The 25,570-nt window shown below is 45.6% G+C and carries 33 protein-coding genes; 5 read left to right on the top strand and 28 right to left on the bottom strand.

The genetic code is table 11. The features are described from left to right. Positions 1-9 precede the first annotated feature (9 nt). From leuB to leuC, 3 genes are read right to left on the bottom strand one after another with little or no spacing between them, the layout of a single operon-like run. A complete protein-coding gene (leuB, locus tag ACG1BZ_RS06780) occupies positions 10-1,068 on the bottom strand; it encodes a 3-isopropylmalate dehydrogenase (protein WP_413665852.1) in 1,059 nt (352 codons plus the stop codon). A gap of 30 nt (positions 1,069-1,098) precedes the next feature. After that, complete coding sequence (gene leuD, locus ACG1BZ_RS06775) at positions 1,099-1,746, bottom strand: 3-isopropylmalate dehydratase small subunit (protein ID WP_413664947.1); 648 nt, start codon at positions 1,744-1,746, stop codon at positions 1,099-1,101. After that, positions 1,746-3,194: a 3-isopropylmalate dehydratase large subunit gene (gene leuC / locus ACG1BZ_RS06770; RefSeq protein WP_413664946.1), complete on the bottom strand. Its 1,449-nt coding sequence runs from the start codon at positions 3,192-3,194 to the stop codon at positions 1,746-1,748. Before leuC ends, leuD begins: the two co-directional genes overlap by 1 nt. 197 nt (positions 3,195-3,391) lie before the next feature. Here leuC and ACG1BZ_RS06765 point away from each other — a divergent pair, with 197 nt between their 5' ends. From ACG1BZ_RS06765 to ACG1BZ_RS06755, 3 genes are all read left to right on the top strand, one after another. Continuing rightward, positions 3,392-4,264, top strand: a complete 873-nt coding sequence (locus ACG1BZ_RS06765) for a LysR family transcriptional regulator (protein WP_413664945.1) — start codon at positions 3,392-3,394, stop codon at positions 4,262-4,264. Between the two features lie 162 nt (positions 4,265-4,426). Further along, a complete protein-coding gene (locus tag ACG1BZ_RS06760; RefSeq protein ID WP_413664944.1) occupies positions 4,427-5,164 on the top strand; it encodes a TIGR04219 family outer membrane beta-barrel protein in 738 nt (245 codons plus the stop codon). Positions 5,165-5,294: 130 nt separating this feature from the next. Beyond that, positions 5,295-6,347, top strand: coding sequence for an NAD(P)H-dependent flavin oxidoreductase (locus tag ACG1BZ_RS06755; protein ID WP_413664943.1), 1,053 nt, complete (start codon positions 5,295-5,297; stop codon positions 6,345-6,347). Positions 6,348-6,386: 39 nt separating this feature from the next. Here the strand turns inward: ACG1BZ_RS06755 and ACG1BZ_RS06750 are convergent, their stop codons facing one another. Further along, positions 6,387-7,163 (bottom strand): carbon-nitrogen hydrolase family protein, encoded by a 777-nt coding sequence (locus ACG1BZ_RS06750; protein WP_413664942.1) that lies wholly within the window; start codon positions 7,161-7,163, stop codon positions 6,387-6,389. A gap of 286 nt (positions 7,164-7,449) precedes the next feature. Then, the gene (locus ACG1BZ_RS06745) at positions 7,450-8,799 is read right to left on the bottom strand and encodes an adenylosuccinate lyase family protein (protein ID WP_413664941.1); all 1,350 of its coding nucleotides are present in this window, start codon (positions 8,797-8,799) and stop codon (positions 7,450-7,452) included. A 671-nt stretch (positions 8,800-9,470) separates the two neighbouring features. Here ACG1BZ_RS06745 and ACG1BZ_RS06740 point away from each other — a divergent pair. Continuing rightward, entirely contained in the window at positions 9,471-10,241 is a 771-nt protein-coding gene (locus ACG1BZ_RS06740) for a class I SAM-dependent methyltransferase (protein ID WP_413664940.1), read from the top strand. Next, positions 10,234-11,169: a TauD/TfdA family dioxygenase gene (locus tag ACG1BZ_RS06735; RefSeq protein WP_413664939.1), complete on the top strand. Its 936-nt coding sequence runs from the start codon at positions 10,234-10,236 to the stop codon at positions 11,167-11,169. The genes ACG1BZ_RS06740 and ACG1BZ_RS06735 overlap by 8 nt, the downstream gene beginning before the upstream one ends. A 389-nt stretch (positions 11,170-11,558) precedes the next feature. Here the strand turns inward: ACG1BZ_RS06735 and ACG1BZ_RS06730 are convergent, their stop codons facing one another. The 23 genes from ACG1BZ_RS06730 to ACG1BZ_RS06620 form a co-directional block, all read right to left on the bottom strand. Further along, on the bottom strand, positions 11,559-11,906 hold the full coding sequence (locus ACG1BZ_RS06730) for a hypothetical protein (RefSeq protein WP_413664938.1): 348 nt from the start codon (positions 11,904-11,906) through the stop codon (positions 11,559-11,561). Between the two features lie 266 nt (positions 11,907-12,172). Beyond that, a complete protein-coding gene (locus ACG1BZ_RS06725) occupies positions 12,173-12,667 on the bottom strand; it encodes a hypothetical protein (RefSeq protein WP_413664937.1) in 495 nt (164 codons plus the stop codon). 1,149 nt (positions 12,668-13,816) lie between these two features. Further along, positions 13,817-14,101: a hypothetical protein gene (locus ACG1BZ_RS06720; RefSeq protein WP_413664936.1), complete on the bottom strand. Its 285-nt coding sequence runs from the start codon at positions 14,099-14,101 to the stop codon at positions 13,817-13,819. A gap of 71 nt (positions 14,102-14,172) precedes the next feature. Continuing rightward, positions 14,173-14,688: a ClbS/DfsB family four-helix bundle protein gene (locus tag ACG1BZ_RS06715; protein WP_413664935.1), complete on the bottom strand. Its 516-nt coding sequence runs from the start codon at positions 14,686-14,688 to the stop codon at positions 14,173-14,175. Between the two features lie 20 nt (positions 14,689-14,708). Then, positions 14,709-14,909: a hypothetical protein gene (locus ACG1BZ_RS06710; protein ID WP_413664934.1), complete on the bottom strand. Its 201-nt coding sequence runs from the start codon at positions 14,907-14,909 to the stop codon at positions 14,709-14,711. 182 nt (positions 14,910-15,091) lie between these two features. Further along, positions 15,092-15,526, bottom strand: coding sequence for an IS200/IS605 family transposase (gene tnpA, locus ACG1BZ_RS06705; RefSeq protein ID WP_413663507.1), 435 nt, complete (start codon positions 15,524-15,526; stop codon positions 15,092-15,094). 204 nt (positions 15,527-15,730) lie between these two features. Then, a complete protein-coding gene (locus ACG1BZ_RS06700) occupies positions 15,731-16,069 on the bottom strand; it encodes a TonB family protein (RefSeq protein ID WP_413664933.1) in 339 nt (112 codons plus the stop codon). A gap of 131 nt (positions 16,070-16,200) precedes the next feature. Further along, the gene (locus tag ACG1BZ_RS06695; protein ID WP_413664932.1) at positions 16,201-16,683 is read right to left on the bottom strand and encodes a lysozyme inhibitor LprI family protein; all 483 of its coding nucleotides are present in this window, start codon (positions 16,681-16,683) and stop codon (positions 16,201-16,203) included. Between the two features lie 97 nt (positions 16,684-16,780). After that, a complete protein-coding gene (locus ACG1BZ_RS06690; protein ID WP_413664931.1) occupies positions 16,781-17,233 on the bottom strand; it encodes a hypothetical protein in 453 nt (150 codons plus the stop codon). A gap of 79 nt (positions 17,234-17,312) precedes the next feature. Then, positions 17,313-17,681: a hypothetical protein gene (locus tag ACG1BZ_RS06685; RefSeq protein ID WP_413662933.1), complete on the bottom strand. Its 369-nt coding sequence runs from the start codon at positions 17,679-17,681 to the stop codon at positions 17,313-17,315. 168 nt (positions 17,682-17,849) lie between these two features. Continuing rightward, positions 17,850-18,077, bottom strand: coding sequence for a hypothetical protein (locus ACG1BZ_RS06680; protein WP_413664930.1), 228 nt, complete (start codon positions 18,075-18,077; stop codon positions 17,850-17,852). Between the two features lie 87 nt (positions 18,078-18,164). Then, positions 18,165-18,554 (bottom strand): hypothetical protein, encoded by a 390-nt coding sequence (locus ACG1BZ_RS06675; RefSeq protein WP_413664929.1) that lies wholly within the window; start codon positions 18,552-18,554, stop codon positions 18,165-18,167. Positions 18,555-18,633: 79 nt separating this feature from the next. Next, a complete protein-coding gene (locus ACG1BZ_RS06670) occupies positions 18,634-19,005 on the bottom strand; it encodes a hypothetical protein (protein ID WP_413664928.1) in 372 nt (123 codons plus the stop codon). 90 nt (positions 19,006-19,095) lie between these two features. Continuing rightward, entirely contained in the window at positions 19,096-19,479 is a 384-nt protein-coding gene (locus tag ACG1BZ_RS06665) for a hypothetical protein (RefSeq protein ID WP_413664927.1), read from the bottom strand. An 86-nt stretch (positions 19,480-19,565) separates the two neighbouring features. Continuing rightward, a complete protein-coding gene (locus ACG1BZ_RS06660; protein ID WP_413662301.1) occupies positions 19,566-20,453 on the bottom strand; it encodes an IS3 family transposase in 888 nt (295 codons plus the stop codon). Next, positions 20,405-20,758, bottom strand: coding sequence for a transposase (locus ACG1BZ_RS06655; RefSeq protein WP_413662302.1), 354 nt, complete (start codon positions 20,756-20,758; stop codon positions 20,405-20,407). The genes ACG1BZ_RS06660 and ACG1BZ_RS06655 overlap by 49 nt, the downstream gene beginning before the upstream one ends. 109 nt (positions 20,759-20,867) lie before the next feature. Continuing rightward, positions 20,868-21,707, bottom strand: coding sequence for a hypothetical protein (locus ACG1BZ_RS06650; RefSeq protein ID WP_413664926.1), 840 nt, complete (start codon positions 21,705-21,707; stop codon positions 20,868-20,870). A 148-nt stretch (positions 21,708-21,855) separates the two neighbouring features. Beyond that, positions 21,856-22,062, bottom strand: coding sequence for a hypothetical protein (locus ACG1BZ_RS06645; RefSeq protein WP_413664925.1), 207 nt, complete (start codon positions 22,060-22,062; stop codon positions 21,856-21,858). 111 nt (positions 22,063-22,173) lie between these two features. Beyond that, on the bottom strand, positions 22,174-23,091 hold the full coding sequence (locus ACG1BZ_RS06640; RefSeq protein ID WP_413664924.1) for an RES family NAD+ phosphorylase: 918 nt from the start codon (positions 23,089-23,091) through the stop codon (positions 22,174-22,176). Positions 23,092-23,135: 44 nt separating this feature from the next. Next, positions 23,136-23,981: an IS3 family transposase gene (locus ACG1BZ_RS06635; protein WP_413662930.1), complete on the bottom strand. Its 846-nt coding sequence runs from the start codon at positions 23,979-23,981 to the stop codon at positions 23,136-23,138. An 8-nt stretch (positions 23,982-23,989) separates the two neighbouring features. After that, positions 23,990-24,298: a transposase gene (locus tag ACG1BZ_RS06630; protein ID WP_282933834.1), complete on the bottom strand. Its 309-nt coding sequence runs from the start codon at positions 24,296-24,298 to the stop codon at positions 23,990-23,992. Positions 24,299-24,447: 149 nt separating this feature from the next. Further along, positions 24,448-24,996, bottom strand: a complete 549-nt coding sequence (locus ACG1BZ_RS06625; protein ID WP_413664923.1) for a hypothetical protein — start codon at positions 24,994-24,996, stop codon at positions 24,448-24,450. A 110-nt stretch (positions 24,997-25,106) separates the two neighbouring features. Further along, a complete protein-coding gene (locus ACG1BZ_RS06620) occupies positions 25,107-25,406 on the bottom strand; it encodes a hypothetical protein (protein ID WP_413664922.1) in 300 nt (99 codons plus the stop codon). Positions 25,407-25,570: the final 164 nt, after the last annotated feature.

Genomic DNA, 25,570 nt, shown 5'->3' with positions numbered 1-25,570 from the left:
AATCGAAACTTAAAGTGCGGCTACAACGGCAGCGCCCATCTCTGCGGTAGAGACTTTCTGGCAGCCGTCGGTATAAATATCGGCAGTGCGCAAACCCTGCTCCAACACCTTGCTCACTGCTGCTTCAATCGCATCTGCGGCCTCATTCATATCGAGGGAATAGCGCAACATCATGGCAGCAGACAAAATAGTCGCCAGCGGGTTGGCGATACCCTGGCCAGCAATATCCGGAGCGGAGCCATGGCAGGGCTCGTAAAGACCAAAACCGCTTTCGTTCAAGGAGGCGGAGGGCAACATCCCAATGGAACCGGTAAGCATGGCGGCAGCATCGGAGAGGATATCGCCGAACATATTGCCGGTTACCATCACATCAAACTGCTTGGGCGCCCGCACCAATTGCATCGCCGCGTTGTCCACGTACATATGGGATAGCTCTACATCGGGATATTCCGGAGCCAGACGATCCAACACCTCGCGCCAGAGCACTGTCACTTCCAGTACATTGGCTTTGTCTACAGAACAGAGTTTGCCATTGCGCTTTTGTGCCGCCTCAAAGGCAGAGCGGGCAATGCGTTCAACTTCTGATTCGCTGTACACGTAGGTGTTGAAGCCCTGGCGCTCACCATTTTCCAATGTCTTGATACCGCGCGGCTCACCAAAGTAAATGCCGCCGGTCAATTCGCGCACAATCAAAATATCCAAGCCGGCAACCACTTCAGGCTTTAACGAAGAGGCATCGGCCAGTTGTGGGTAAAGAATCGCCGGGCGCAGATTCGCGTAGAGGCCCAGGCCGCTGCGAATTTTTAACAGACCTTTTTCCGGGCGAATTTCCCGCTCCAGGGTATCCCACTGGGGGCCGCCTACCGCACCGAGCAGCACCGCATCGCAGTCACCCGCCGCCTTCAGAGTTTCGTCGGTCAGAGGCTCACCGTGGGCATCGATAGACGAGCCACCAATCAGGCCCTGCTCAAAGCTGAGCCCCAGATTGAATTTTCCCGATGCAACTTCCAGCACCGCCATGGCCTGTTCAACAATTTCCGGACCAATGCCGTCACCCGGCAGAATCATTACTTTTTTCGTCACAGGAATTTCCTTTAATTACTGAACCGCATCAAAAAGCCAGGGGGCTTTCTCTCGGCGCGCCTGCTCATAAGCGCGAATATCATCGGCGTGCTCCAGGGTCAGACCGATATGATCGAGACCATTTAGCAAACAGTGCTTGTAGAAGACATCCACTTCAAATGGAATCAGCTCGCCACAGGGCTTGCGCACATGCTGCTGTTCCAGGTCGATGGTGAGCGCATAACCCTCCTGCCCGTGTGTTTCCTCAAACAACTGGTGCACTACATCTTCCGCCAGGACAATTGGCAAAAGACCATTTTTAAAACAGTTGTTGAAAAAGATATCGGCAAAGCTGGGCGCGATAATTGCGCGGAAGCCGTGATCTTCCAGTGCCCAGGGTGCGTGCTCACGGCTGGAACCGCAGCCAAAATTCTCCCGTGCAATCAGCACTGAGCCACCTTGGTAGCGGGGGAAATTAAGGGGAAAGTCCGGATTGAGCGGACGGCCAGAACAGTCCTGCCCGGGAACCCCCTCATCCAAATAGCGCAACTCATCAAACAGGTTCGGGCCAAAGCCAGAGCGCTTAATGGATTTCAAAAACTGCTTGGGGATGATCAGGTCGGTATCCACATTGGCCCGATCCATCGGTACCACGAGACCTTCGTGCTGGGTAAACGCTTTCATCAAACCATCTCCTCTTCCAGCTGTACCTGTGCCACCTCTCGCACATCGACAAAGTGGCCGGCAATTGCAGCCGCTGCCGCCATACTGGGACTCACCAGATGCGTGCGGCCACCGTAACCCTGGCGCCCTTCAAAGTTGCGGTTGGAGGTGGAAGCACAGTGCTCTCCCGCCCCCAGCTTGTCCGCATTCATCGCAAGACACATGGAACAGGACGGTTCGCGCCACTCAAAACCGGCTTCAACAAAAATCTCGTGCAACCCCTCGCGCTCAGCCTGGGCTTTTACCGCCTGGGAGCCCGGAACAATCAGCACCTGCTTGACGCTATCCGCCTTGTAACGGCCCTTGGCAACTTCTGCTGCTGCGCGAAGATCTTCAATCCGGGAGTTGGTGCAGGAGCCGATAAATACGCGATCCAGTTTGATATCGCTGATATTCTGCCCGGCGTTCAACCCCATATATTCCAGCGCTCGCTCCATGCCCGTACGCTTAGTGGCATCGCTCTCGTCACTGGGGGTAGGCACCTGGGCGCTGATCGGCGCCACCATCTCAGGGGAAGTGCCCCAGCTGACCTGCGGCTCAATGTCCTCACCGACCAGTACCACCACTTCGTCGAATACCGCATCGTCATCGGAGTGCAAGTGGCTCCAGGCCTCAACTGCGCGATCCCACATTTCGTCTTTCGGCGCGTAGGGCTTGCCTTTCACGTAATCGAGAGTGATCTGGTCTACCGCCACCATCCCCGCGCGAGCACCGCCTTCAATGGCCATATTGCACACGGTCATACGGCCTTCCATGGACATGTTGCGCATCACTTCGCCACCGAATTCAATCGCAAAACCGGTACCGCCAGCAGTACCAATTTTGCCAATGATCGCCAGCACCACATCTTTAGCCGTGACACCTGGGCGCAGCTGGCCGTCGACGCGAACCAGCATATTCTTCATTTTCTTCTGGGTAAGGCACTGGGTAGCCATCACATGCTCCACCTCAGAAGTGCCAATACCGTGGGCCAAGGCGCCGAGTGCCCCGTGGGTGGAGGTATGTGAGTCGCCACAAACCACCGTCATACCCGGCAGTGTCGCACCTGTCTCAGGCCCGATCACATGCACAATACCCTGCCCCGGCTCATTGATACCGAACTGGACTACATCAAAGTCACGGCAGTTCTCATCCAGGGTCTGCACCTGGATTCGGGAGATATCATCGCGAATACCACTGACGCCAGCGGCGCGCTCGGCTGCCTCGGAAGGCACATTGTGGTCGGGAGTGGCGACTAGCGAATCCTTGCGCCAAGGTTTGCGACCGGCCAGACGCAGGCCTTCAAACGCCTGGGGGGAGGTCACCTCGTGAATCAGGTGGCGGTCGATATAGATAAGTGAGGAGCCATCATCACAGTTCTTGATCAGGTGGTCCTGCCAGAGTTTGTCGTAGAGTGTTTGCCCTGCCAAAGCCATTCCTCTCAGTAGTTAAGAGCCTGAGTCTACCCAGACCCACCAAATAACACCAATTTATATTTATTATCTAAAGTATTCCTAAATGGAATTCGAAAGCCAAACTGAGGTAATATCCATCTTCTGGCGTCTCTGCCATTTACACAGGGGCTCAATCGGAACCTTTACTGACAAACCAGCTCAGGGGAAACAGCTTGGAACTACAGTGGCTGCGGGCATTTCTGGCGATCGCCGAACAGGGCTCTGTATCTGAAGGCGCTGAAAAACTGCACTTGACCCAGCCCGCGATGAGTAAGCGCCTGGCCGCCCTGGAACAGCAACTGGGCTCTCCGCTGTTTGACCGCATCGGACGGCGATTGCAGCTCACCGATGCCGGCCGCGCCCTGCTGCCCCGCGCCCGCCATATACTCAATGAGATCAGCGACACCGAGCGGGAATTGCGCGCATTGAGCAACTCGGTCAGCGGCAGCTTGCGTATCGCCACCAGCCATCACGTGGGTCTACATCATCTACCTCCAGTGCTGAAAGAGTTCAGTTTCCGCTACCCACAGGTTGCCTTGGACATCGATTTTGTCGACTCGGAACAAGCTTACGAAGCCCTGATGGCCGCCAAATATGAATTGGCCGTGGTCACCCTGGCACTTAAGGAGTATCCGCACCTGAATGCCGAAGTGATCTGGCCCGACCCCTGTGTTGTGGTGGCGGCCCCGGACCACCCCCTGGCAAAATTGCCGGAACTGGAACTCACCGACCTCGCCAACTATCCCGCCATACTGCCGGATATGAATACCTATACCGGGCGCCTGATCAAAAGAGAGTTTGATGCCCAGGGGTTAAAACTCACCGCGAAGCTGGCAACCAACTATCTGGAAACCATTAAGATGATGGCCTGTGTCGGTCTCGGCTGGAGTGTTCTGCCCCACACACTGGTGGACAGCAGCCTGGCAGTGCTGCCAGTCAAAAAGCTGCAAGTACTGCGAAACCTTGGCGTAATCAGTCACCGGGGCCGAACACTGAGCAATCCCGCCAGCGCGCTACAACAGATGTTGTTCGAAGCAGCTATTTAGTGAGGCAGGAAAAAAGCGACCAATTTACTAACAGGCAATACCCAAACGCACCATTTTTACCAGTGCAAAACGTTAAAGATTTGTAAAAATGTGCAACTTAGCCACGGCACGGGAAAAATTTATCTGTAAACTCCGCGACAAATTCATCACGGAGTGAAGTCAATGAAGAAATCCGCACTTGCCTTGAGTACCCTCCTCGCCTGCGGCACCGCAAGCGCAGATACTATCCTCGGCCTTGATGCTACTGCCGGCGCATGGCTGCCAGGCTATAGCGGTAATATCGGTACCGACGAATACAAGCTGGATAACCTGTCCCTCTCGGAAGATAACATTACCTTCCTGCAGGTTGCCCTGGAACACCCCATTCCCCTGGTGCCCAATGTGCTTCTGGCCCACAGCAATATCGATACCGACGGTGACGATACCCTGGCCACCTCCGTTACTTTTGATGATGAAACCTTCACTGCCAATTCAGAAATCCGCACAGATCTGAACCTCAGCCATACCGACGCCACTCTTTACTACGAAATTTTGGACAACTGGGTAAATCTGGATCTCGGTTTGACCGCGCGTATGTATGACGGTGAATTTACTGCAGTGAGCGATACCCAGGCAGAGACTGTCGACCTCACGGGCTACCTGCCTATGGCCTACGGCATGGCGCGCTTTGATCTTCCATTTACCGGCTGGTCTGTAATTGCCCAAGGCAATGCAACGGCCTACCGTGGCGATACCCATACCGACCTGACAGCTAAAGTGCGCTGGGATTTTGTACCAGCTGTCGACTTTGCTATCGAAGCTGGTTACCGCGTAATGACTCTCGATCTGGAAGAGCTCGACGACTTGCAGAGCGATATTGAAATCAAAGGACCATACATCGGTTTCAACCTACATCTGTAAGCAATCCACCTAGGATTGCTGTTCGCGCTCCCCAAAAACTTTTGCAGCACTAACGCCTGTGAGGTATAGCTACCTCGCTCAATCTGCACTAAGGTGGCCCAGAAGGGGAGCGCAATTCAAAGGCAGGGCCATGAATCCATTACTCGAAAAACTCGGAATTTCCCATCCCATCTTTGCAGCACCCATGGCCGGGGTATCCACACCCGCTCTCGCCGCCGCTGTATCCAATGCAGGAGGACTCGGCTCACTTGGGCTCGGCGCCTGCTCAGTAGAAAAAGCCGCAGATGAAATTCGTTGTACTCACGACCAGACCGAGCACCCCTTTAATGTAAACCTCTTTTGCCACCAACCCCCGACAAAAGATCCCCAACGGGAGCAAGCCTGGCTTTCCCATCTCGCCCCACATTTTGCCGCCTTCGATGCACCGGTTCCCAAGTTGATCAATGAACCCTACTCAACATTTATCGACAATAAGGCCATGCTGGAAGTTTTGCTCGAGCAAAAGCCACCGGTTGTCAGCTTCCACTTTGGCCTACCGTCAGAGGAGTTTATCGCCGCACTAAAAGGTGCAGGGATTATCTTGATGGCCACGGCAACCTCCCCTCAAGAAGCCAAACTGGCTGAGGATGCTGGTATCGATGTTTTAATTGCCCAAGGTATTGAAGCTGGTGGGCATAGGGGGGGCTTCCACCCAGAGAGCGACCAGGAAATTGGAACTCTGGCCTTGGTGCGATTGCTGTGTTGCCACAGCAGCTTACCAATCGTTGCTGCGGGTGGCATTATGGATGGCGCTGGCATTCGCGCTGCACTATCTCTCGGAGCCAGCGCCGTGCAAATGGGAACCGCATTTGTCCTCTGTCCGGAATCTGCGGCCTCCGACAGCTACCGCAGCGCCTTGCGAAGTGAGCGCGCACAGCACACAGAGATTACCGCCAATATTTCCGGGCGCCCCGCTCGCGGTATCAGCAACCAATTCTATAAAGCACTAAGTAAGGGCGCTCCCCCTCTGCCGGATTACCCGATCGCTTACTCCGCAGGCAAAGCCCTGGCTCAAGCAGCTACAAAAGCGGGCAATGACGACTATGCCGTTCAATGGGCCGGACAAGGAGCCCCTCTCGCACGAGCCCTGCCCGCAGCCGGATTGGTGACAGCTTTAGTAGCGGAGCTGGAAGCGAGTCAATGAAGGGAGCTATTGGCAACTACTATTTATAGAGCTGCACAATTAAAGAGACACAATCTCCGAACACCACCCTTCATCGTCACGCTCAACGCAAACTAGTTGGCTGGCTGTATCACTCGCGCTGACAATCTCACCTTCGGGGCCCCAAGCTGCACTACAGCCGGCTGTGGAATAACCACCTGTCGGCTGATTAAAGTTCGCAATAGCCACCAATAAATTGTGCTCCAAAGCATAATTTGCCAACTGTTGACTATCCTCCGGGTATCCCATCGGAGTAATCAATACCCCTGCCACATAAACTGAAGCCCCCTGCTTTTCATAGGTGGCAACATGACCTGGGTTACAAACATCTGCACAAATAGCCAGAGCTACGGTCTCACCTTCGATGTTCAGTGATAGATATTCAGATCCAGGAACGAACCATTTTTCTTCTCCTGGATGCAAATGTATTTTCAAATAAACAGAAATCTCACCCTGAGGAGAAAATACGAGCGAACCGATCGCAATACCATTCTTCTGCCGAATAGGCGCACCCACAACTAGCCAAACACCACAGTTAGCTGCCAAGTCAGCTAGAGGGCTTAACTGTGGATCGTCGATCTTAAGCGCTAATTGTTCAGCCAGATCCGGCTCATAACCAGTTAATGAAAGCTCGGGAAACACCACAATAGAGGCCTTTTTCCTTACTGCGACTTTTACAGTGTGGATATGTGACTCAATATTGCGTTCAATATTTCCTTTCACTGACGGCAACTGTGCCAATGCCAATTTAAACTTGCCCATCACCCCACCCTTCAGATCACCAGTTAGATACAGCATGAATCGCCTAAATTACAGTATATGTTATACCACAAGTAATAAGCACCGATTCTTGATTGTGTTAATTTTTAAGTTACGCCCGCCTCTAGAATCCTTATCCTTAAATAAATAACCTACATTTTCTTCAGGTATCTATTTAAAAATAAAATAATTGACTGAAAAAATAAAAACCAGCCAAGATAAAGATTTAGACTCTAATCTTAGAGAGTTTGCATTAAGAGCAGCGGAGACAAGAATCAATCCACAGCAGCTAGCAGTGACAATTGGGAAACGGCAGGTTACTGAGTCAGCGCTCTTTTCCAGCAAGCGTTGCATCAACCATCTCCCCGCATGATCCAAGATAATTATGAGGGTCAAGAAGTTGATCTAACTCCGCATCAGAGAGAGCCCCCGACACCTGTTTATCTTCCTTTAACAAGTCAGAAAAAGGACGACCCGTCTCCATTGCCTGGCAGCAAATCTGGTAAACCAAATCGTGGGCATTCTCACGCCCCAGTTTCGGTCCCAGTCCCATCATTACAGCCTCAGAGAGCACTAAACCTCCAGTCATTTCCAAGTTTCGCATCATTTTTTCAGGAAATACCTGAAGTCCTTCTAGCGCAAAACGTGCCTGGGATAATATCGATGCGGTAAGACAGAATATTTCCGGCAGAACAATCCACTCTATCTCCCACGGGCCCGTAGCCCGCTCATGGTCTTCAACCATCGCTTCCAGCAAAGAGGCAACCTGCTGTCTAACCACTGGGACAGTACCGCTGATAAGAACTGCTGATAGAGGGTTGTGCTTTTGGGGCATTGTACTAGACGCTCCCCGGCCAGATATAAGAGGCTCCGCCACCTCCCCGACTTCTGTCTGTGCCATTAGTTTTATATCGAGGGCTATTTTTCCCAAGGTGCCAGTAATCAGCCCCAATAGACAAGCCACTTCGGTAACGCGATCTCTCATCGTATGCCAGGCGATACAAGGGACTCCGAGATCGAGTTCCTGCATAATTCCTCTTTGAACTTCTAGCCCCTGATGCCCCAGGGAAGAAAGATTACCCGCCGCACCACCAAATTCCCCTACAAACGCCCGAGACTTTATCTCTTTTAAGCGCGTTTGATGGCGATGAATACCAGCCAACCAAACAGCCGCCTTGTAGCCGAACGTTATAGGTACCGCCTGTTGAAGATTACTGCGCCCAACCATAGGCGCATCCCTGAAACGCTTGGCCAGGCTCGCTAAAGCATCTGCTATCCCATTGACCTCCGTCTCAACAATTTCAAGCGCCGCCCTAATCTGTAAGACGGTTGCCGTATCCGTAATATCTTGAGTAGTAGCCCCCCAATGACACCACTGACCTAAATCTCTACTACACAGTGACACTAGCTGCTCTACAACACCCAGCACTGGATAACCAATCAGCTCCGTTTGCTCCTTAAGCTTTACAAAATCTATCTGCTTGGCGTCACAGTGTTGAGTAATGTCCTCTGCAGCCTCTGCAGGGATTATTTTTAACCGGGCCTGTACTTTGGCCAGTGCCGCCTCAACATCGAGATAGTACTGAACGCGTTGTTCATCCGAGAAAATCTCACGCATTGCTGAAGTACTAAAAATATCGCAAAAAACGACCGAATCAATCGCGGTTGCTCTCATATCAAATCACACTTAACAAGATGCCTAGACGCCAACAGGATAAAAACCACAATAACATCAGATTAGTTAAGGAAGAGATATCCTAAAAAATTAACCTAAGCATCGAGACGCCAAGAACATGGGGAACTAGAGGCGCCGCTAATCAAGCACATCAATCCAACCTAAGAGAATTGAATACAACATGCTAAAATATACTCCTGATTACATCACCCCCTACCCAAACAGCATCTTAAGGCGAATTTAATCCATTAAATTCAACCCCAAAAAATTAGTTTTATTTGACATATATCAATTCTAAAAACAAAAGTACTGCTAGCCTGAGCGGCATGAATAATATAAATAAAATGTGAGCTATGAATATTCTATCTCAACAAAAAGACTTTGAGGCTCCTCCTCCAGCTTTGCACACTCAACCAAGCAACAAAATCAAACAATAAAAAACTGCCAGCATGCCCACGCAAAACAAGCTGCAGAATACAACAAAACACCAAGTGGATTTCCTGGTAACGACTAACTTTATATATTTAAAACGCCGGCCTTATCAAAACAGCAATTAAACTTAAATAATTAAAGCCGCAAATACCTAAAATTTCACCAGCCATGTAGTAAACACCAATATACACACCACTGCATAGCATACTTTATCCCTAAAATTGAAGGAGCAGTTCGGGATGAACTTACCACTATCAACTGAAACCATCTATAACAAACAAGCTCACAGCTGGAACCGCTCTGAGAAAATCCTACTCAGTGATTTCACCGCTCGCCCCAAAGTTTTGGAAGCAATCGGAGATATCTCCGGGAAAAACATATTGGATATGGGCTGCGGTGAAGGCTATGTATCCAGGATGCTACTTGATAAGGGAGCAGGTTCAATCTTTGGTGTTGACTCTTCCTCAGAGATGATTTCCCAGGCAAAGGAAACAGCTTCTGCTGGAAATTTGACGAAAGCAGAATATGCAGTTGGAAATGCCGTTACATTTACAGAATTTCCTAGAGAAAAGTTTGACCATGCTATTGCTGTATTTCTTTTCAACTATCTAACCATAGAAGAAATGACAAAGGTCATAAGTAAGGTCAAGAGTCTATTAAATAAAGGGGGCACCTTTATTTTTACAGTGCCTCACCCTTGCCTTCCGTTCATGAGGGAAGAAGCTCCTCCATTCTACTTTCAACACGGCAACTTGACTTATTTAGATGGCATAGATCAAACATTTGAAGGAAAAATATGGCGCAGAGACGGCAAGCCAGTTTCAGTACGATGCGTGCATAAAAATTTTTCACACTATTTTGAAGCTCTGGCACAAGCTGGTGTTAAATCCCTGCCAACCGTTCAAGAACTCTCAGTGACTCAAGAGCACCTCGACCTAGATCCAGATTTTTTCTCACCACTAGCCGGCTATCCACTACACGTATTATTTAAGGTGCAAGTAAATGACTAACTTAGCCCCAAGTGAAGTAGTTCAAGCTCAAGCCTGGACTGCTAATGATATGACCGCAACTTCCAACTGGAAGTTTCTGTGGCCTTCAAACTGGAAATCTGAAGTCGAGGCTCTGGAGAGCTGGGCCAAACAACAAAACAATCCGATTGATAATCTGACCCAAGAATCAGTTGCCACACCTGAGTTCGACCAACTTGCCAACCAGATAAAATATGAAATAAAACATGGTAGCGGGGTGGCATGGATACAGGGCGAGGAATCATTAAGCAAGCCAACGCTTAACCTACTATTTCTAAAGCTTAGCCTGGCAATGGGCAATACTATAGATACTTATGGCCGGCTTTATGGGATTCTCGACACAGGAAAAGACTATACTAGCGAAGCTATTCCTGTGTCTCAGACAAATGCACCCACTGGCGTCCATACTGATAGCTCACAACGTACCGTACAACCAAAGGTACTTGGATTATGCTGCCTTACTCCGGCAGTTGAAGGTGGAAAATCGAAAATCGTCTCTGCGGCTCAAGTTCATGAAAACTTACGAAAAACTGCCCCACAAAAACTAGAGATCCTGTACAACAACTATATTAGGGATTTAGTTACTCCAGGCAGTGACAAAAACATAAAAAGCATACTTGAGAACTGTTTTCCTATTTTCGAATATTCAAACGAAAAGCTCAGTATTCGTTATATGCGGTACTGGATTGAGAAAGGCCATCAGCGTGTAAACCAGCCTTTATCAAAAGAAGTACTTAAGGCTCTGGACATGCTAGATAAGGAATTAAATAGTGTGGAGAATACATTAAGCTTCTACATGAATTCTGGAGATATGGTCTTCGTTGACAACACCAAAGTCCTACATGATCGGGATGGATTTATTGATACTCCGGATCAGAAGCGGGTTTATACCAGGGTATGGATTGATTAGTCTCCATCTAATCAACCCATAAACCATATATTCTTTTGCAGAACACCATCACTTTGTGAGCTAATAATTTGCGAAATGCTGATTGGCAGCCTAAGAAAAACTGGAGAAGTACTTTAAACACTTCTCCAGCTTTAACGGGTGAAAGACTTCCCCGCAGAAATTTCTATTAACTCCCAATTAAACCTAATGATACCGGATACCTACTAAAAGCAAGCTAGTCTTTTTATTAACACCTCAAACACAGGACCTATGAAGTTGGAGGCTTTTTTGTGGGCAAAACGAGACCAGCTTTTCAAAGCTTCATGCTTTAACTTACATGGTTTCACTTGCCTGATTTTGACCCATGCATGCAGCGAAAGATAGGTTGCATGACATGGGATTATAAGGTATCACATACGCTGTATTTGAACGTGCTGAATTTTACCACCATATACAACCACATCTTCCAAACCGGAATACTCTACTTTCTCTCCAGCATGTGTTTCACCTGTAAAGTTAAAGTTGAAATGAACTATCCCGGGTTTGGTTTCTGTAACACTGCATACTTCCCACTCAAGCTTTGAAAACATACCATGATGAAGTCTCTGCATAGACATGATGTCATTCACACCTAAGAATAGATCTCCTTTTCCTGACCTGAATGTGGAGCTTTCACAAAATAGTTTTTTGATTTCATCAAAATTACTTTCGTTTGAGAGTTTGAAATAATACTCTGCTACTTCCAAAGAACTCATCATCTTTTATTCCTCTCGATTACACATATCTGAGTTGTAGCATAGACCTACTCATATGCGCAACGCTTTACTCAGGCCATCACCGGGATAAAGCTGCTTTGGTCTACAGCACAAAGCGAGCAGAACATAGAATTCAGCAATTTGTTATGCTTTACTCCAAATAATTGAAAAAAAACCCACATGAATATAGGAGTATTGATTCCTAGTGATAAAACACCAAAATATTGAATACGTTTAAGCTTGGGCAGGCCTTACACACAACACCTCAATCAGCCGACTGCATTAGTGGTCGACAGCTTTAAAATGTTATGATCTTTCGCACACAGAAAATATGCCCATGCAATTAGTATGATTTGCAGTGGCGCACGTAATAACAAATAAACTGGCCCCCATTGATGCCCGCCAAGACCAATACCGTTTAATGCCGCATAAATATTTGCAGGAAAGAAAATAACGAAAACTACAATAGCAAGCCATGCAGCATGGAGCTGATATCTTGGCACAAAAAGAGCAATACCTATCAATAGCTCAATCAATCCAGTGAGATAGATTATCGCCAGGCGAAAAGGAACCCAAGACGGTAACATTTCCACCATGCCCTCCGTTTTAACAAAGTGCCCAACGCAGAAGAATATGAAGGTTATTCCCAATCCCCAATAGGCGTACTTTTTAACATTCAGAGGCATGCCGCTATACTTTGAACAAATAAAAGAGATACCTAAGGGACTAGACAACAGTAAAAGAATAATTATTGGAGTTACCATAGTTTCCTCATAACGCTAAGCTCACCCACGGAGACGCATTCGCGCTGGAGCCGGTGACAGCGCCTTGTGTGGCTGTTCTTGCCCGATTCTGATATTGAAAGTACTTTTCGCTAACGGGTAAATTGGGAGCCATCTTCGGTGGCCACCGAAGACCTTGTTAGTCACAGTTCATTGCTAAACCGATTAGTTTATATAGACCATTAAAGAGTACGAACGTGACAGATATCCGCAAGGCACAACTCAGATAGTTATATGTATCTCAAGCCCGAATAGCAAGGTAGAGATAGCTTATCGCATGGAACCTCAACTGATCAATATCGGAATTGATACCGGCAATAAATAACTCGATATTCATGTGAGATCTACAGGCCAATTCTTTAGTGTCACCAATATAAATTTCATTAAGTCATTAAGGACGCCTCTCAATCTCAAAGAATATTAGCAGAGTCTACAGAAAGACTCGAATTAGAGTTTGTTTGTGCACGGAGAAAGCAGACTACCCCCTAAATACGAACATGAAAAATAACACCTACTGGGATGAAAGTATGGATTAAAAAATTGACGAGCAACCATAGTCACTTGCTATGAGAGCCTCTCACTGCGACGTAATCCTAATGACCGAACTGATTGAGAGTGACTGTTTACAGCTGGGGGATACTCCCTCTGAGCAGCAATACTGGATAGTTATCGCCATATCATAACCCGATGCGGGCATATGAAGTAAAACACTGGGTTGCTCACTGCCGACTTTATAATCCATAGAAGAGCTTGAAATTTCCTTTTTATCAATCAATAGGAAGGTTTGAACCCGTCCCGCTAAGCAACTTTCGAGTTTGTTAGCAAACTCAAGCTGATATAGAAAAGTATCAACACTTCCAGAATCTATTTTTCCAACTTAATAGACAGCAAGTCAGCATTTACTCGTGTTACTTCAGTATTTTTAGGTGGGCCATAGGCCATAGATTCGCCACAAAGCGCTAAAAATAAAAATTTTAGAACATGCTTAAACATAGCTCGTTTAGCTCATAATGTCGGATTCAGCGCGCCAGGAGCGAAGCGCCACTTGTGCATTAAGGGGAACGCAGCAACCTTACACTCAAAAGTGCGTAGCTTTGGGTGTCGACTGGAACCCCTTGTTGTGTAGGAGGATTACCATATGATACTTGTAATTACTATTACTGCTACAATATACAAAACACCATTAATCGCAGTACGAATAGTTAACGGTGGGTCAGATTCTCTAGCGCTCAATTTCTTATATAGATAAATACTACTTAAGCTAACAAATACACATATCGTAGCAATTACATAATCTTGAACGCTAGGCACTGCCTTGTCTGTAAGAATATATGCAAAAAAAAGCAAAATACCTGATATAGGAAGCCCTATAGCTGTATATGCACTTAGCAGTACGTTTTTTGTTTCACTGTTCATTCTTCACCTCGAACAAAACGCTTAAATTAGGTACTTCTTAGGCGTCATCTGGGTTTACAGGTTGTATGAATTTACTTGATATTATTCTGCTTCTTAAACCTGCGCACCTTTGCGCGGATATTTTTCATTGGAGATGAAGTATTAAACTGGATCATCCTCCCAAGGGTGTAACTTTTATACCAACTGTGCCCATAAAGTTCATCATTGCTCAATGAGTCTATAAGCTTCAGTATTTTTTGTATTGTAAACTGGAATTCTGTCAGCAACTCTTTATAAGACCAATCCTTATAGGATGCATGAAAGTGCTGCGCTAGCCTCCCAAGCTCATTCCAGCTGTAACCTTTTTCTGGAAAATCTACTTCGAAATTATTTACCCTAAGCTCATGCCATTTTAGGACAAGATTTCCCCAACCGATCAGGTATGAAATAGTATCAGAAACACTTATTTCTGTATTTTTTACATTACCCTCGACACCAATCTCTCTCGAAAGCTCCTTGGGAACCCCCATATAATCAGCAAATAAATTTTCATAAGAATTTTCAATTGAGGAGATTAATTCTTCTTTATTTTTTGAAATTGAAGACATAGCTATCAATGGTTACTCAATTACAGAGTATTTACATAACATTCGCACTTGCAGCGGGTGAAGCGTGGCGTAAGCCATTCGACCGCGATAGCGGCAAATAATATGTGCTTGTTCAGTGATTTAACACCCACCATCACCATCGCCTCCATCTCCACCACCAAAATTTCCTGAATATCCACTGCCAAGGTAAGCGCCAGAGCTATAGCCCTGAGTTGTTCCAAACTTTACAATAAACCACAGCACACTGGAAATTAGGAAGCCAGTGAATACTAACGGGGCAAAAACTGAGTTAAGCAAATTTTCGGAAGTAAAATCGATCATATACCAAGATCCGACTAGGCCGAAAAAATCAGCAACCACCCGCATAGCGGGTGGTATGGTGAAAGCCCCCAGAGGGGGCTTGTTACAATCCCGCCAATTGCATCTGCTCTTGCCGGCGTTCTTCAACCTCTTGATTCTTGATGTACTCTCGAATCATCTGCTCATCAAGCCCTACTGTACTCACGCAGTAGCCCCGAGCCCAAAAATGTCTTCCTGTGAAATTTCTCTGTACATGCTTGTACTTCCGAAATATCCGGATCGCAGATTTCCCTTTCAGAAACCCAACCGTATTGGAAACACTTATCCTGGGAGGAATCATTAACAACATATGAATGTGATCCCTCATTGCGTACCCCTCGACCAACTCAATGCCTTTTTGACGACACAAGTCTCGGAATATTGCTCCAATCTCACGTCTCAATGCCCCAACTAACGCTTTCTTTCGATACTTGGGCACAAATACCACATGGTACCTGCAATAATGTTTCACGTGAGCTTGGCACTGCCAATCTCGCATATGGCCTCCTTAAAGAACTTGCCGGTTCATGGAGGCCATATTTTTACTCTGCACGCCGGAACGGCAGAGCCTTGTCAAGTCTCACCGCCAGAGGCGGTGGTTTACCCATGTATTAATTAATTATGAATGATTTCATTTGCTCTCCTTGTACCACTTAACACCTACGGAGACCCATAGGGCCGTAGACACGGCTGCCTGTGATTGTTATTTCTGTATACACTCGCCGTCCAGATTGTAGCTTATTTTGCGCTTCACGCCATGAACCGGGGCAGTTACGCCTATTAATTCCTTAGGCACTAACTTGTATTTCATAAGAGCTTTTCTAGCTGCCTCATCAAATACACCTTCAGGATAAGAATCTATGATTTTAACATTTTCAAAAAAACTACCAGGCATTACCGTCACTTCGAACTCTACCCAACCCTCTATGCAATTTTTAAGTGCCTCTAAAGGATAATTTGGCTTTACATAAATTATTGTTGCCGACGCAAATCCGGACACGAGAGAAATAGTGAGAATGAAAGTTATTGGAATGCTCTTCATGTTCTTATTCTCATAGCACTAAGATCAGCGGCGGCTTACTTCGTGAACATTTAACATGCATATTGGAGCGCAGCAACGGTATAAAAAGCGCACAAAGTAAAAGGTCAGCTACATTGCCTTGTTAAGGCTACTTACCAAGTATGAAATTTGTGACATTCTGGTGAGCCACACTGTAATGATTTTAGATATATTGCATGTTTTTCAAGCGCATCAGTACGAAAATTAGCCATTGATATGATGCAGTTCATCCCTATACCCTGACCAAACCTTAGATGCTGTGAATTACCTTCATAGTTACACATGGCTTCTCTAAACTCTTCCCACTTTATTTGGGCTTCGACAAAGCTGCTCTTTGGCTTATGTTTTCCATTATCATCTTCAATCAAAGACAAAGCCGCTTCATATGCTTCTTGAAGCTGTTTCTCAGCTTCATCTCTTTTTATCTTCAGACACATCGAAGTTTCATGTCTTGTTGCATAGTCACACGGATTTTTAAGAACACCATCGATACATACTAAATTTCCTTCAATCTGGTGCCGCTCACATTCATCACCTATTTGTTGGCAATACGCAATTGTTGGTAAAGATAGTAGTATGGCTATTATAAATCTCAATTCTCTCTCCCTATGCCTTAACGTCGCCATAAAAGGCGAGCAACTTGTTGCGAGTCCAGCGCTGAAAGCGCGATTTTTGATGGCTTTGTTAGAAATTCTATTCTCCACCAAAATCATAAGTATCGTAGCAAAACTGCGTACCTTCCGAACTAGAAAGCGCAACAACATCGTAATTGTCGATCTTATGACCCACGCAGATGATAGACTGCTCGATAGACCAATTTATCACTATAAATTTGTTTTTTGCTTCCGGCATACGTTCCAGCTCTACATACCACTGCATTTGATCTTTTTCTTCGTAATACCAATTTGAGTGGCTAAATAGTAATACCGAAATGGTCTTTTCATCTATAGAGCCATAGATTGGCTTAATGTTTGTAACCTCATACCACCAACCCATTTGCATACACTCATCTTCCGGGGCGCATGTCTCACCTTCAGAATAGTTCGAAGACTTGACAGATATAGGTGTTACAAGAGCTGATAGATCTACAGAAAATACCGCATCACTTAGGAGAACTAGAATTAGTGTTATTGGTATAAATTTCATATATTTCTATCGCCCGGCTCATCGGCGAGCGTAGCGAGTCCGGTGGAGGCCGCAGGCCGGAGCGTAATGCAGCCGCTTGTTAGGCACTTACTTTATCTGGCAATTCGGTTTTAAAAGTTACGCCATATTTTTCACTTAAAACATAATTCAAAACACCATCTTGTTGCAGTGAATCTAATCTTTCCAACTTACTTATCGGTGAATTTTCTGTGATTCTCATAATTTGATGCCCGTACTTTTCTATTCGATCTTCATAGAAGACCATGCAGTCGTAAATCAATTCAGCATTATCGTTGTCCTTAATTAGGTCAACGGTCAAAGCATACATGATTTGGGCCCAACATATTTCCAAGACAAGGGTGCCCTCTGAGCAATCTCGCTCAGCTTTCAAATAGTAGGACTCGTCTGCGAACTTCCTTGGAATTTCTTTAACTATCTTCCACTGCATACAGATGCCTAACGCCCAGCTAAACGGCGAGCGTTAGCGAGTCCGGTGGAGGCCACGCTTTTTGTGGACGGAACGAATTTCAGCGGCTTGTTAGTTGGCATGTCGGTGTGCCCACTTTTCATGAGCATCTACTTCATTGCCAAATTCTGCTGCCATTAAAAGATCCCGTCAATCTGTTTTAGCAAGATTGATAGCTGAATCGAAGCTCATCGACTTTTCAGTTGCAAGCCTCAATACAGCGTATCGGATACGCTCCATTTGCTTAGGTGTCCAACCTTCACATGACAGTGCTTCAGTTCCACATTCAATTTCTAGCATGTCACAAACCTCAAGAGCTTCTCTGGACTTATACAGAGAATGAACAAGATTTTTAGTGTCTCGACTTAGTTCGCTCATTGCTTATGCTTACTAACGCCCACAGCAGGGGCGGCCGAAGCGTAGTGTAGGCCGTCCCGCAGGGCCGGCGCAAACTGCCTGTGATTGTTAAATGGCATAGCCGCCGAGCCTACTGATTGTAAATGCAACGAATTCACCAACAACCTTTGGGTCATTTGTGTGTAATACATCTTCCTCGACGAGAACACCACAATCTACCTTAACTGGATTTATTGAAACAATTTGTCCAAAAGCTCTGTATTTCCAGCCATGCACTTGCTCTAAACATTTTTTCTTTTCCGGGTTTCCTTGGAAAATAGACTCCCAAGACTCTTCTTCGTCAAGCATGTTAGAGAACTCAAATTCAAACACACCTTCATCTTTGGGTATGCTTTCGACATCAGGAGTCAATTCATCCATAACACAGTACTCAGCGCCCCCTATTTCAATAAGCGCCTCAAGATATGTACCTTCTGTAGAAAGTAGCTTCGCTTTCATATTCGCAATTTAACGCCTGCAGCAAAGGCCGACCGTCAGGGAGGTCCAGCCCGCTTGCGGGCGATTTTGCCTGCACTGGTTATGTGTTTGACTTGAACGTAAGTTTGATAGCGTCATTGTTTACACTAATTTTTTGAACAGGAACTGTTACAACTTTAACTTCCCAATATTCATCTTTATCAATTGAATCAATGCATAAATTGACATTGAAAACATACTCTTCGTTTTCGCGACATTTTGTAACTATCAAGTTCTCACAATCTGATTTCCAAGAAACCTCATCTACAGAAGATAAGCTAAGAAGTGAATCTAGAGGACTATTATTCTTGGAATAAATAAAACTTCCAGAGACTGAACAATTCTCCCTTTCGATTCTTATCGTACCCGAACAATCGATTGATCCTTTAACGATATCGCTAAACGATATTTTCGTATCTCCAATATTTATCAATCTATCTCTCCTGACACATAACGCCCGCCGCACAGGCGAGCAACTTGTTGCGAGTCCAGCACACGAAGTGCGCGCTTGTGCCGGCTCTTGTTAGAGAGCGAGCGCACTACCGGCACTGACATGAAACGGTTCGCCAACAACCTCAACTGCTTCTGTAACAGGCAAGTTGTTACCACAACAGTCTATTTCAATGTACTCAACCATTCCTGATTTTCCGAAGAATATTAGGATCTCTAACGTTTTACCGGCTTCTGCAAGATTAAAGTGTGCTTCAAAAATTACACCATATTTACCTGGAACTGCAATTGCTTTGGTGAAAGCCGGGACCAGGACCTTGAAACTATTACAACCGCACTGACAGAACTCAGAAAACACGGCTTTATCGAGGTGATTCTTTAGCGCTGGTGCATCAGGGAACTGACATCTCTCTAAAATAAAGTTAATCCAATCCCGCGCCCTATGTTCGTTATTCATTGGTTCTCTAACGCCAAGCGAATGGGCTGGCGCTGCGTAGCAGTGGAAGCCTCCCCCCTTAAAGTAGACGCCACCTTATATTCATCTTATGCGGCCATTCTTTCATATTCATCTGGGCTTTTGAACCCAAGTGAACCATGTCTTCTTTTAAAGTTATAGTACCTATCAAGATACCAAGCTAAGTTGGTTCTTAGCTCCTCAACGGATTTAAAATTAAATCCTTTGAAACTCTCAGTTTTCAGTGTTTGAAAAAATGATTCCACATACACATTATCATTCATAAACCCTGGACGGTTCATGCTCGGCTCAATATCCAGCTCTTTGAGTCGGTTTTGGTATGCATAAGCACCGTACTCAGAACCTCTGTCGCTGTGAAATATTAGATTTGATTCTATATTTCTGCGACGGACAGCTTTATTTAGCGCTGACAGTGTTAGCTCAACAGTTCGAGTATCCGACAGCTCCCAACCCAACACTTTCCGGGAGTAAAGATCAATAATCACAGCTAAATATTGCCATTGCCCATTGATCTTCAGATAGGTTACATCACCAGCCCATTGAGAGTCTGGTTTACTCGGCATACCATGCTCTCTTTGTAAATTTTCAACCTTAATACAAGGATTTCCAGGCAAAGGGCGTCGACGATAGATCCTTCCAGCTTTCCCCACGATTCCAGCCTCTCTCATAAGGCGTTCAACGCGTTTGTGATTTATTCTTTCACCATTAGCTTTCAGCTCTGCGCTAATTCTTGGACTTCCATAATTACCATCATGCTGTGTATAGATAGCTTCGATACGCCTTAGAATTCGCCTATTCTCTATGTCACGAGTGCTCTCATCTCGATTGAGCCATTTATAAAACCCTTGGGGTGAAACATTCAAGTATCTACATAAGTACCTGACACCAAAGTCTGATCGATTAAGAGCTATGAATGAGAATCTTTCGGCTTTGGATCTTTCAGGTACATTTCCCACTTTTTTAGGAAATCATTCTCCTTTTGCAATTTCTCGACTTTCTTTTTTAGACGTCTTATCTCTTTATCATCGGTTTGAGACCGATTTTTCGTTGCTTTTGTCATACTTATTCTACGACTGGGCTTCTCGACCAGCTTGCCTTCTCTACTTTCTTGTCGCCATCTATACACCATTACTGGATGCAAACCAATAATGTTGGCGATAGTAGTCGTATCTACTTTCAGTTGATTAGTGAGAGCTACCACTCTAACTTTGAACTCTGTTGAATATTCAACAACCCGCTCTTCACTCAGTATTTTCGGCATTTTTTCCTATCCTATTTAAAAGATAGGCGTCTACTCAATGGGGGAAGGTTTCTTTAGCGCGTCCGGCGCCGAAGGCGCGAAGTTGATTGATTTGTTAGGCTTTTTAGAGCTACAGAGGCCATACTTTTCTCGTCTTTAAAAAACTATCGTCAACCGTGTAACTATAAAAGTGTTCGTTTAGACCGAAAAAACCGTCTATCCCATGCGTATGGCAGGCAATGTGGGAGAGCTCAGATAAAACAGTTGAAAGCCAGCGGGCGATCGTCAAAGAATGATACCTACCCCACTTTTGTACAATGGCATTCTTGCCAGTACGTATAGAGGCAGATTCAACGTCTTGCATAGTATACCCACTCTCATTTGTTTGAATTACCATCGTAAATGGTGAAATCATTGAGTCAATTAATTCAGCTCTACCTTCAATACGCCTCTGTGTGGCCTTATCGTAATAGTGTTTCTCTAATATGCACTCAGCCACTTCCCCCCACCATTTGTTAATAGGTTCATCGGCCGTTAAATTGGGATTATCTAATGAAGCGAAATTTGCGTACCTACCTCGTCGTGCATCAGCAAATGAATCCAAACATTCTAGTATTTTTTGGGCAATATCTTGTGTTGGGCGCGAATAGCTTAGCGACAGATTCATCTTTTCGGAAATTCTTTCAACCTCATTGGCCAATTCGATAAGTTTGTGGCCGAATTTCCTTACGATTTTTTCGTCAGGCATTTTTCCATGATTCTCGATAGCGTAATGCGCAACGAGTATTAACTTTGAAAGTCTTTCTAACCCAACAGAAAGACCAAAGAACGCAGTGTAGTACTCGCCCATCTTATCTGCGTAATTAGCCTTGCCTATGGCCGTCGCTCCTGAGCCAATTAGATGCCTGACTAATGACGCTTCTCGACCTAGAGCATGCCATTCAGGCACTTCCCATGGATTTTTACTCACTCTCTAATTTCCTTTTTTATCATGAGCTGAGGATTGATGGAGCCTAACGCCTATCCGCACGGCCCGGAGGCGCGATAGCGCCGGAGGTCCAACAAATGCGTAGCATTTGTGATCGTGCCGGATCTTGTTACGCATTTGCAAGGCACAATCACTTTTTAGATTCATTAACTATTTTTAGCCACTCGCCGAACGAACTTGCTGGCCAGTTGTTGCCAGGCTTAAGGCCTTCAACGTTGTAAGCACGAGCATTACCACCGAAAAAATTGACCCAGCCTTTAGTGGGTATATGAGCTAAGGGGACATCAAATTCCTTGATATAAAATTCGGTGCCCTCAGGAAAATCCGATTCTTTCATCGATACGGGTAACTCTCTAATGATGCATAACGCCTGGGTTAATGGGCGACGCGCTTTTTGCGGCCTCCCAGTGAGCGACAGCGAACGATATTTAACCCTTGGTTAGGCTCATTAATTGCTATCACAGCTGTCAATTTCCCCGCTGTAGTAAACTTTCTTCGAGGGATCACTTATTTCTGCTTCAAACTCGTCTTTGTTCATGTTGTATACTCCCAAGCTTTCCGGGACATATCTTTCTGGCCATACAAAATTATGGTTTTCATCTAAGTGTCGAGCCGAATTAACTATTTCATAATCTATCAAACCAAATTTCCGTTTGGCATGAACTTTTACAATTGCGCAACTGACATTATGAAAGCATTCGTCCGAAGGCTCAGACTTTATCCCTAAATTGAAACCTCCGCGGTCTTTAACACTTGGGAATGCTATTCCATCTGCATGATTTCTAGTCAAGATTGCTTGGGTCAATGCGCGACTGTACCGATAATCATTAGTGCTTGCTTCAGGATCTCTCAGAACATGCGCAAAAAATCTGTCGATATATATTTTCTTTAGCGCCTCTTTTCTTGGTAGCTGATTTAGTATTTTTGAAATGGTTTGGTCCGGATCTCGCCCAACAAAGTGCATATAACCATTTTTTTGTACGTTGGAATATTCTCCTACAACCGCTACGGCAAGAGGAGCATCATTCTTAATTTTAAATCCTGCCAGCTGTACCAACTGACCATCAGCCGGATTTACTTCCGCCAATGCTGTTTCCATATCCGCTGAAATGTAAAAAAATGGTACTCCCTTATCATTCAATCTCCCGGAACTAACGATTTCTGGAGGCGGATAATCTAGATCATCTATGTTGGGAAAAATTTCTCCATCTATTACCCTGGCCCTCCAAAAAATAGTTCCCCGGCCAAGTTCTAACGAAAGGATCTCATACTCATTAAATAGAGGCTCAATTAAGTAGAAGAATTCTGCTTCAGATTTGCTTCTTATAGCACGGCCAAACAATTTCTCGCATTCTTCCATATTCATAAGTGCTTTCAGCTGGTCTTGCCCACAAAAAGTAGACACTCTAACTATGCGTATTTTCGTTCATACTCTGCTGGACTTACATAGCCCAATGCAGAGTGCCTACGAATCCTATTGTAGAAAATCTCAATGTATTCAAACACCTCAGATTTTGCTTGCTCTTCGCTTTCGAATGTTCCGGCATAGACCAGCTCGACTTTTAGCCTGCTAAAGAATGATTCCATTGCCGCATTATCCCAACAGTTAGCCTGGCGACTCATACTCGGCTTGCACTTGCTGTCGGACAAGAGATCCTGGTATTTCTGCGATCGATATTGCACACCCCTGTCAGAGTGAACTATTAGTCCAGGCTTTATTGGTCGTCGCTCTAAAGCCATTTTCAATGCTCGACGTGTCAATTCATCGGTCATCTGCGAGTCAAATGCCCAACCTACAATACGTCGAGAGTACAGATCCATAACTACCGCGAGGTATAGCCACCTCTCCAGAACCCAGATATAAGTAATGTCACTGGTCCAGCGGCAATTTGGTTGATCCACATCAAAGCAACGCTTAAGTAAGTTGGCGGAGACGTTAATGCTCCCCTCTACGGGCTGACTATATCGAAAGCCTTTGCCGTTTCTCGCTTTAATATGCTCCTGTTGCATAAGCTTAGCGACGTAGTTCCGCGAGCATGGCTCACCTAACTCTTGAAGCTCGCAAGCAATTCTAGGCGCGCCATAACGACCTTTAAACTCAACAAACATCTCTCGGATTTTCTCGATTGTTCGTATCTTTCTAATCGTGCGAGCAGATGGCAATCGCCCCCGCCATCGATAATAACCCGATCTTGAGACATCTAAACACCGACACATCAAGCTAACCGGGAATGACCCTACATACTCTTGTATCAATGCGTACTTTACTCTTGGTGGTTCGCAAAGTACGCAGCTGCCTTTTTTAGAAACTCAACCTCCTGACGAGCTTCATGCAACTCCTTCTTGAGCTTGCGAACTTCAGCGCTTTCCTGTTTGGAATAGTCGACACCGTCTAAACTATTGAACTGCTTATCAGACAGCCGATTAAATTGACGACGCCAGTTGTAGATCTGCTGTGCGCTGACGCCTAGCTCTCGCGCCACAGAAGCCGTTGTTGCTCCAGCCTTTTCCGCTCTCTTAACTGCTTCTCTGCGGAACTCCTCCGTATACGCCTGAGTTCTTTTCTTACCCATGATACACCTCCGTGTTAGGCCTAAACCTAACTATACAGGGTGTCTACTAAACGTGGGTAAGTCTTAGCTATAACGCCGCCATAAAAGGCGAGCAACTTGTTGCGAGTCCAGCGCACATAGTGCGCGTATTTTGATGGCTTTGTTACACACTAACCAATTAGATCCTGATAATAAATTGGCTTAGTGCCATTTTTCTCCGCTTCTTGGATGGTAATCTTTTTGACCTCGTTGAAACTTTCAAGCTCAATAAGACTGACCTTGCCCTTTTTAATTCCTCCGAACGAACAGTAAGTTACGACATCCTCACCGATAAATATGTCCTGCCCACTAAAATTGAAGTGCTCTACTGTATTGTTAGAAGCCTTACAAATATATATGTCGTGCTTTTCTAGATAAATAAATATCAAAAAATCGCCACGCCAGCCAATATAGATACATTCGCATCCAAAAGCAGGATTGTATGTTTCAGGTAACCATGTAAGCCTACTGTTTTTTTGGTGTATAACTAGTAAGTGATCATCGTTATCACTGGACTGGAGCCATCCTAAAGCATCTTCCTTTTCAGCAATGTCGCATTCGTAAATATTGTACTTTATATCGCCGTCAATCCATTGGATCTCCCTAGGAGGTGAGAGGTCTAAGTCGCAAGAAACACCACTCTCCTCAAGGATTTCAAGAACTTTTTCGAGCTTTGACAAAACTTAGAGCCCCACGTGTGAGTAACGCCTAGCACACGGGCGGCCGAAGCAAAGCGTAGGCCGTCCAGCCCACATATTTTGTGGGCAATCGTGCTGCTTTTTGTTATGCATTAGCCTCTCCGCCAGTCTTTAATAGTTGCAATAAATAGGGCTATGAAAATTACTAGAAGGAAAAAGGCAACACCATAGCCCACGGCACCATCTACTTTAGCTCCTTTGGCCTCCCAATGCCCATAGGTTATAAGCTGATATAGCATTGCAAAAGATATGAAGCCACTAGTAAATACAGCTAGTAACATATGCCGCAAATTGAAAAGCTTTTTCCCAAAAGCAAGCTCCCCCCATGAAGGAGTCTCGATTTTTCTATCGAGGCCTTTTCGACGCCATCGGCGGTCTTTGAGATTAGACATAGTTTTTATTCATAACGCCGCGTTCAGCCGCGGCCTAAGTTGGATGACTTTTGTGGTATGAGCGTAGCGACCGCAAAAGCCGTACAGCTTTGGATGTCGCGCTGCAATGCCTTGTATGGTAGTTCTTGATCGATTCTGATGTTGAAAATCCTTTTCGCTAACGG

The organism is Microbulbifer sp. CNSA002 (genome assembly GCF_047324085.1).
Lineage (GTDB): Bacteria > Pseudomonadota > Gammaproteobacteria > Pseudomonadales > Cellvibrionaceae > Microbulbifer.
The sequence above is the reverse complement of the archived record's forward strand: the minus strand, read 5'-3'. Positions and strand labels throughout refer to the sequence as shown.

Excerpts from the sequence above, each read along its gene's own strand:
- ACG1BZ_RS06715 (WP_413664935.1), bottom strand. The coding sequence starts at position 14,688 with ATGTCTTCAATTTCAAAAAATAAAGAAGAATTAATCTCCTCAATTGAA.
- ACG1BZ_RS06655 (WP_413662302.1), bottom strand. The coding sequence starts at position 20,758 with ATGCCGAAAATACTGAGTGAAGAGCGGGTTGTTGAATATTCAACAGAG.
- ACG1BZ_RS06750 (WP_413664942.1), bottom strand. The coding sequence starts at position 7,163 with ATGCTGTATCTAACTGGTGATCTGAAGGGTGGGGTGATGGGCAAGTTT.
- ACG1BZ_RS06755 (WP_413664943.1), top strand. The coding sequence starts at position 5,295 with ATGAATCCATTACTCGAAAAACTCGGAATTTCCCATCCCATCTTTGCA.
- ACG1BZ_RS06745 (WP_413664941.1), bottom strand. The coding sequence starts at position 8,799 with ATGAGAGCAACCGCGATTGATTCGGTCGTTTTTTGCGATATTTTTAGT.
- ACG1BZ_RS06645 (WP_413664925.1), bottom strand. The coding sequence starts at position 22,062 with ATGAAAGAATCGGATTTTCCTGAGGGCACCGAATTTTATATCAAGGAA.
- ACG1BZ_RS06675 (WP_413664929.1), bottom strand. The coding sequence starts at position 18,554 with ATGAAAGCGAAGCTACTTTCTACAGAAGGTACATATCTTGAGGCGCTT.
- ACG1BZ_RS06630 (WP_282933834.1), bottom strand. The coding sequence starts at position 24,298 with ATGGGTAAGAAAAGAACTCAGGCGTATACGGAGGAGTTCCGCAGAGAA.
- ACG1BZ_RS06730 (WP_413664938.1), bottom strand. The coding sequence starts at position 11,906 with ATGATGAGTTCTTTGGAAGTAGCAGAGTATTATTTCAAACTCTCAAAC.
- ACG1BZ_RS06680 (WP_413664930.1), bottom strand. The coding sequence starts at position 18,077 with ATGAGCGAACTAAGTCGAGACACTAAAAATCTTGTTCATTCTCTGTAT.
- ACG1BZ_RS06725 (WP_413664937.1), bottom strand. The coding sequence starts at position 12,667 with ATGGTAACTCCAATAATTATTCTTTTACTGTTGTCTAGTCCCTTAGGT.
- ACG1BZ_RS06760 (WP_413664944.1), top strand. The coding sequence starts at position 4,427 with ATGAAGAAATCCGCACTTGCCTTGAGTACCCTCCTCGCCTGCGGCACC.
- leuD (WP_413664947.1), bottom strand. The coding sequence starts at position 1,746 with ATGAAAGCGTTTACCCAGCACGAAGGTCTCGTGGTACCGATGGATCGG.
- ACG1BZ_RS06700 (WP_413664933.1), bottom strand. The coding sequence starts at position 16,069 with ATGAAGAGCATTCCAATAACTTTCATTCTCACTATTTCTCTCGTGTCC.
- tnpA (WP_413663507.1), bottom strand. The coding sequence starts at position 15,526 with ATGCGAGATTGGCAGTGCCAAGCTCACGTGAAACATTATTGCAGGTAC.
- ACG1BZ_RS06620 (WP_413664922.1), bottom strand. The coding sequence starts at position 25,406 with ATGTCTAATCTCAAAGACCGCCGATGGCGTCGAAAAGGCCTCGATAGA.
- ACG1BZ_RS06690 (WP_413664931.1), bottom strand. The coding sequence starts at position 17,233 with ATGAAATTTATACCAATAACACTAATTCTAGTTCTCCTAAGTGATGCG.
- ACG1BZ_RS06640 (WP_413664924.1), bottom strand. The coding sequence starts at position 23,091 with ATGAATATGGAAGAATGCGAGAAATTGTTTGGCCGTGCTATAAGAAGC.
- leuB (WP_413665852.1), bottom strand. The coding sequence starts at position 1,068 with ATGATTCTGCCGGGTGACGGCATTGGTCCGGAAATTGTTGAACAGGCC.
- ACG1BZ_RS06685 (WP_413662933.1), bottom strand. The coding sequence starts at position 17,681 with ATGCAGTGGAAGATAGTTAAAGAAATTCCAAGGAAGTTCGCAGACGAG.
- ACG1BZ_RS06735 (WP_413664939.1), top strand. The coding sequence starts at position 10,234 with ATGACTAACTTAGCCCCAAGTGAAGTAGTTCAAGCTCAAGCCTGGACT.
- ACG1BZ_RS06665 (WP_413664927.1), bottom strand. The coding sequence starts at position 19,479 with ATGAATAACGAACATAGGGCGCGGGATTGGATTAACTTTATTTTAGAG.
- ACG1BZ_RS06740 (WP_413664940.1), top strand. The coding sequence starts at position 9,471 with ATGAACTTACCACTATCAACTGAAACCATCTATAACAAACAAGCTCAC.
- ACG1BZ_RS06720 (WP_413664936.1), bottom strand. The coding sequence starts at position 14,101 with ATGAACAGTGAAACAAAAAACGTACTGCTAAGTGCATATACAGCTATA.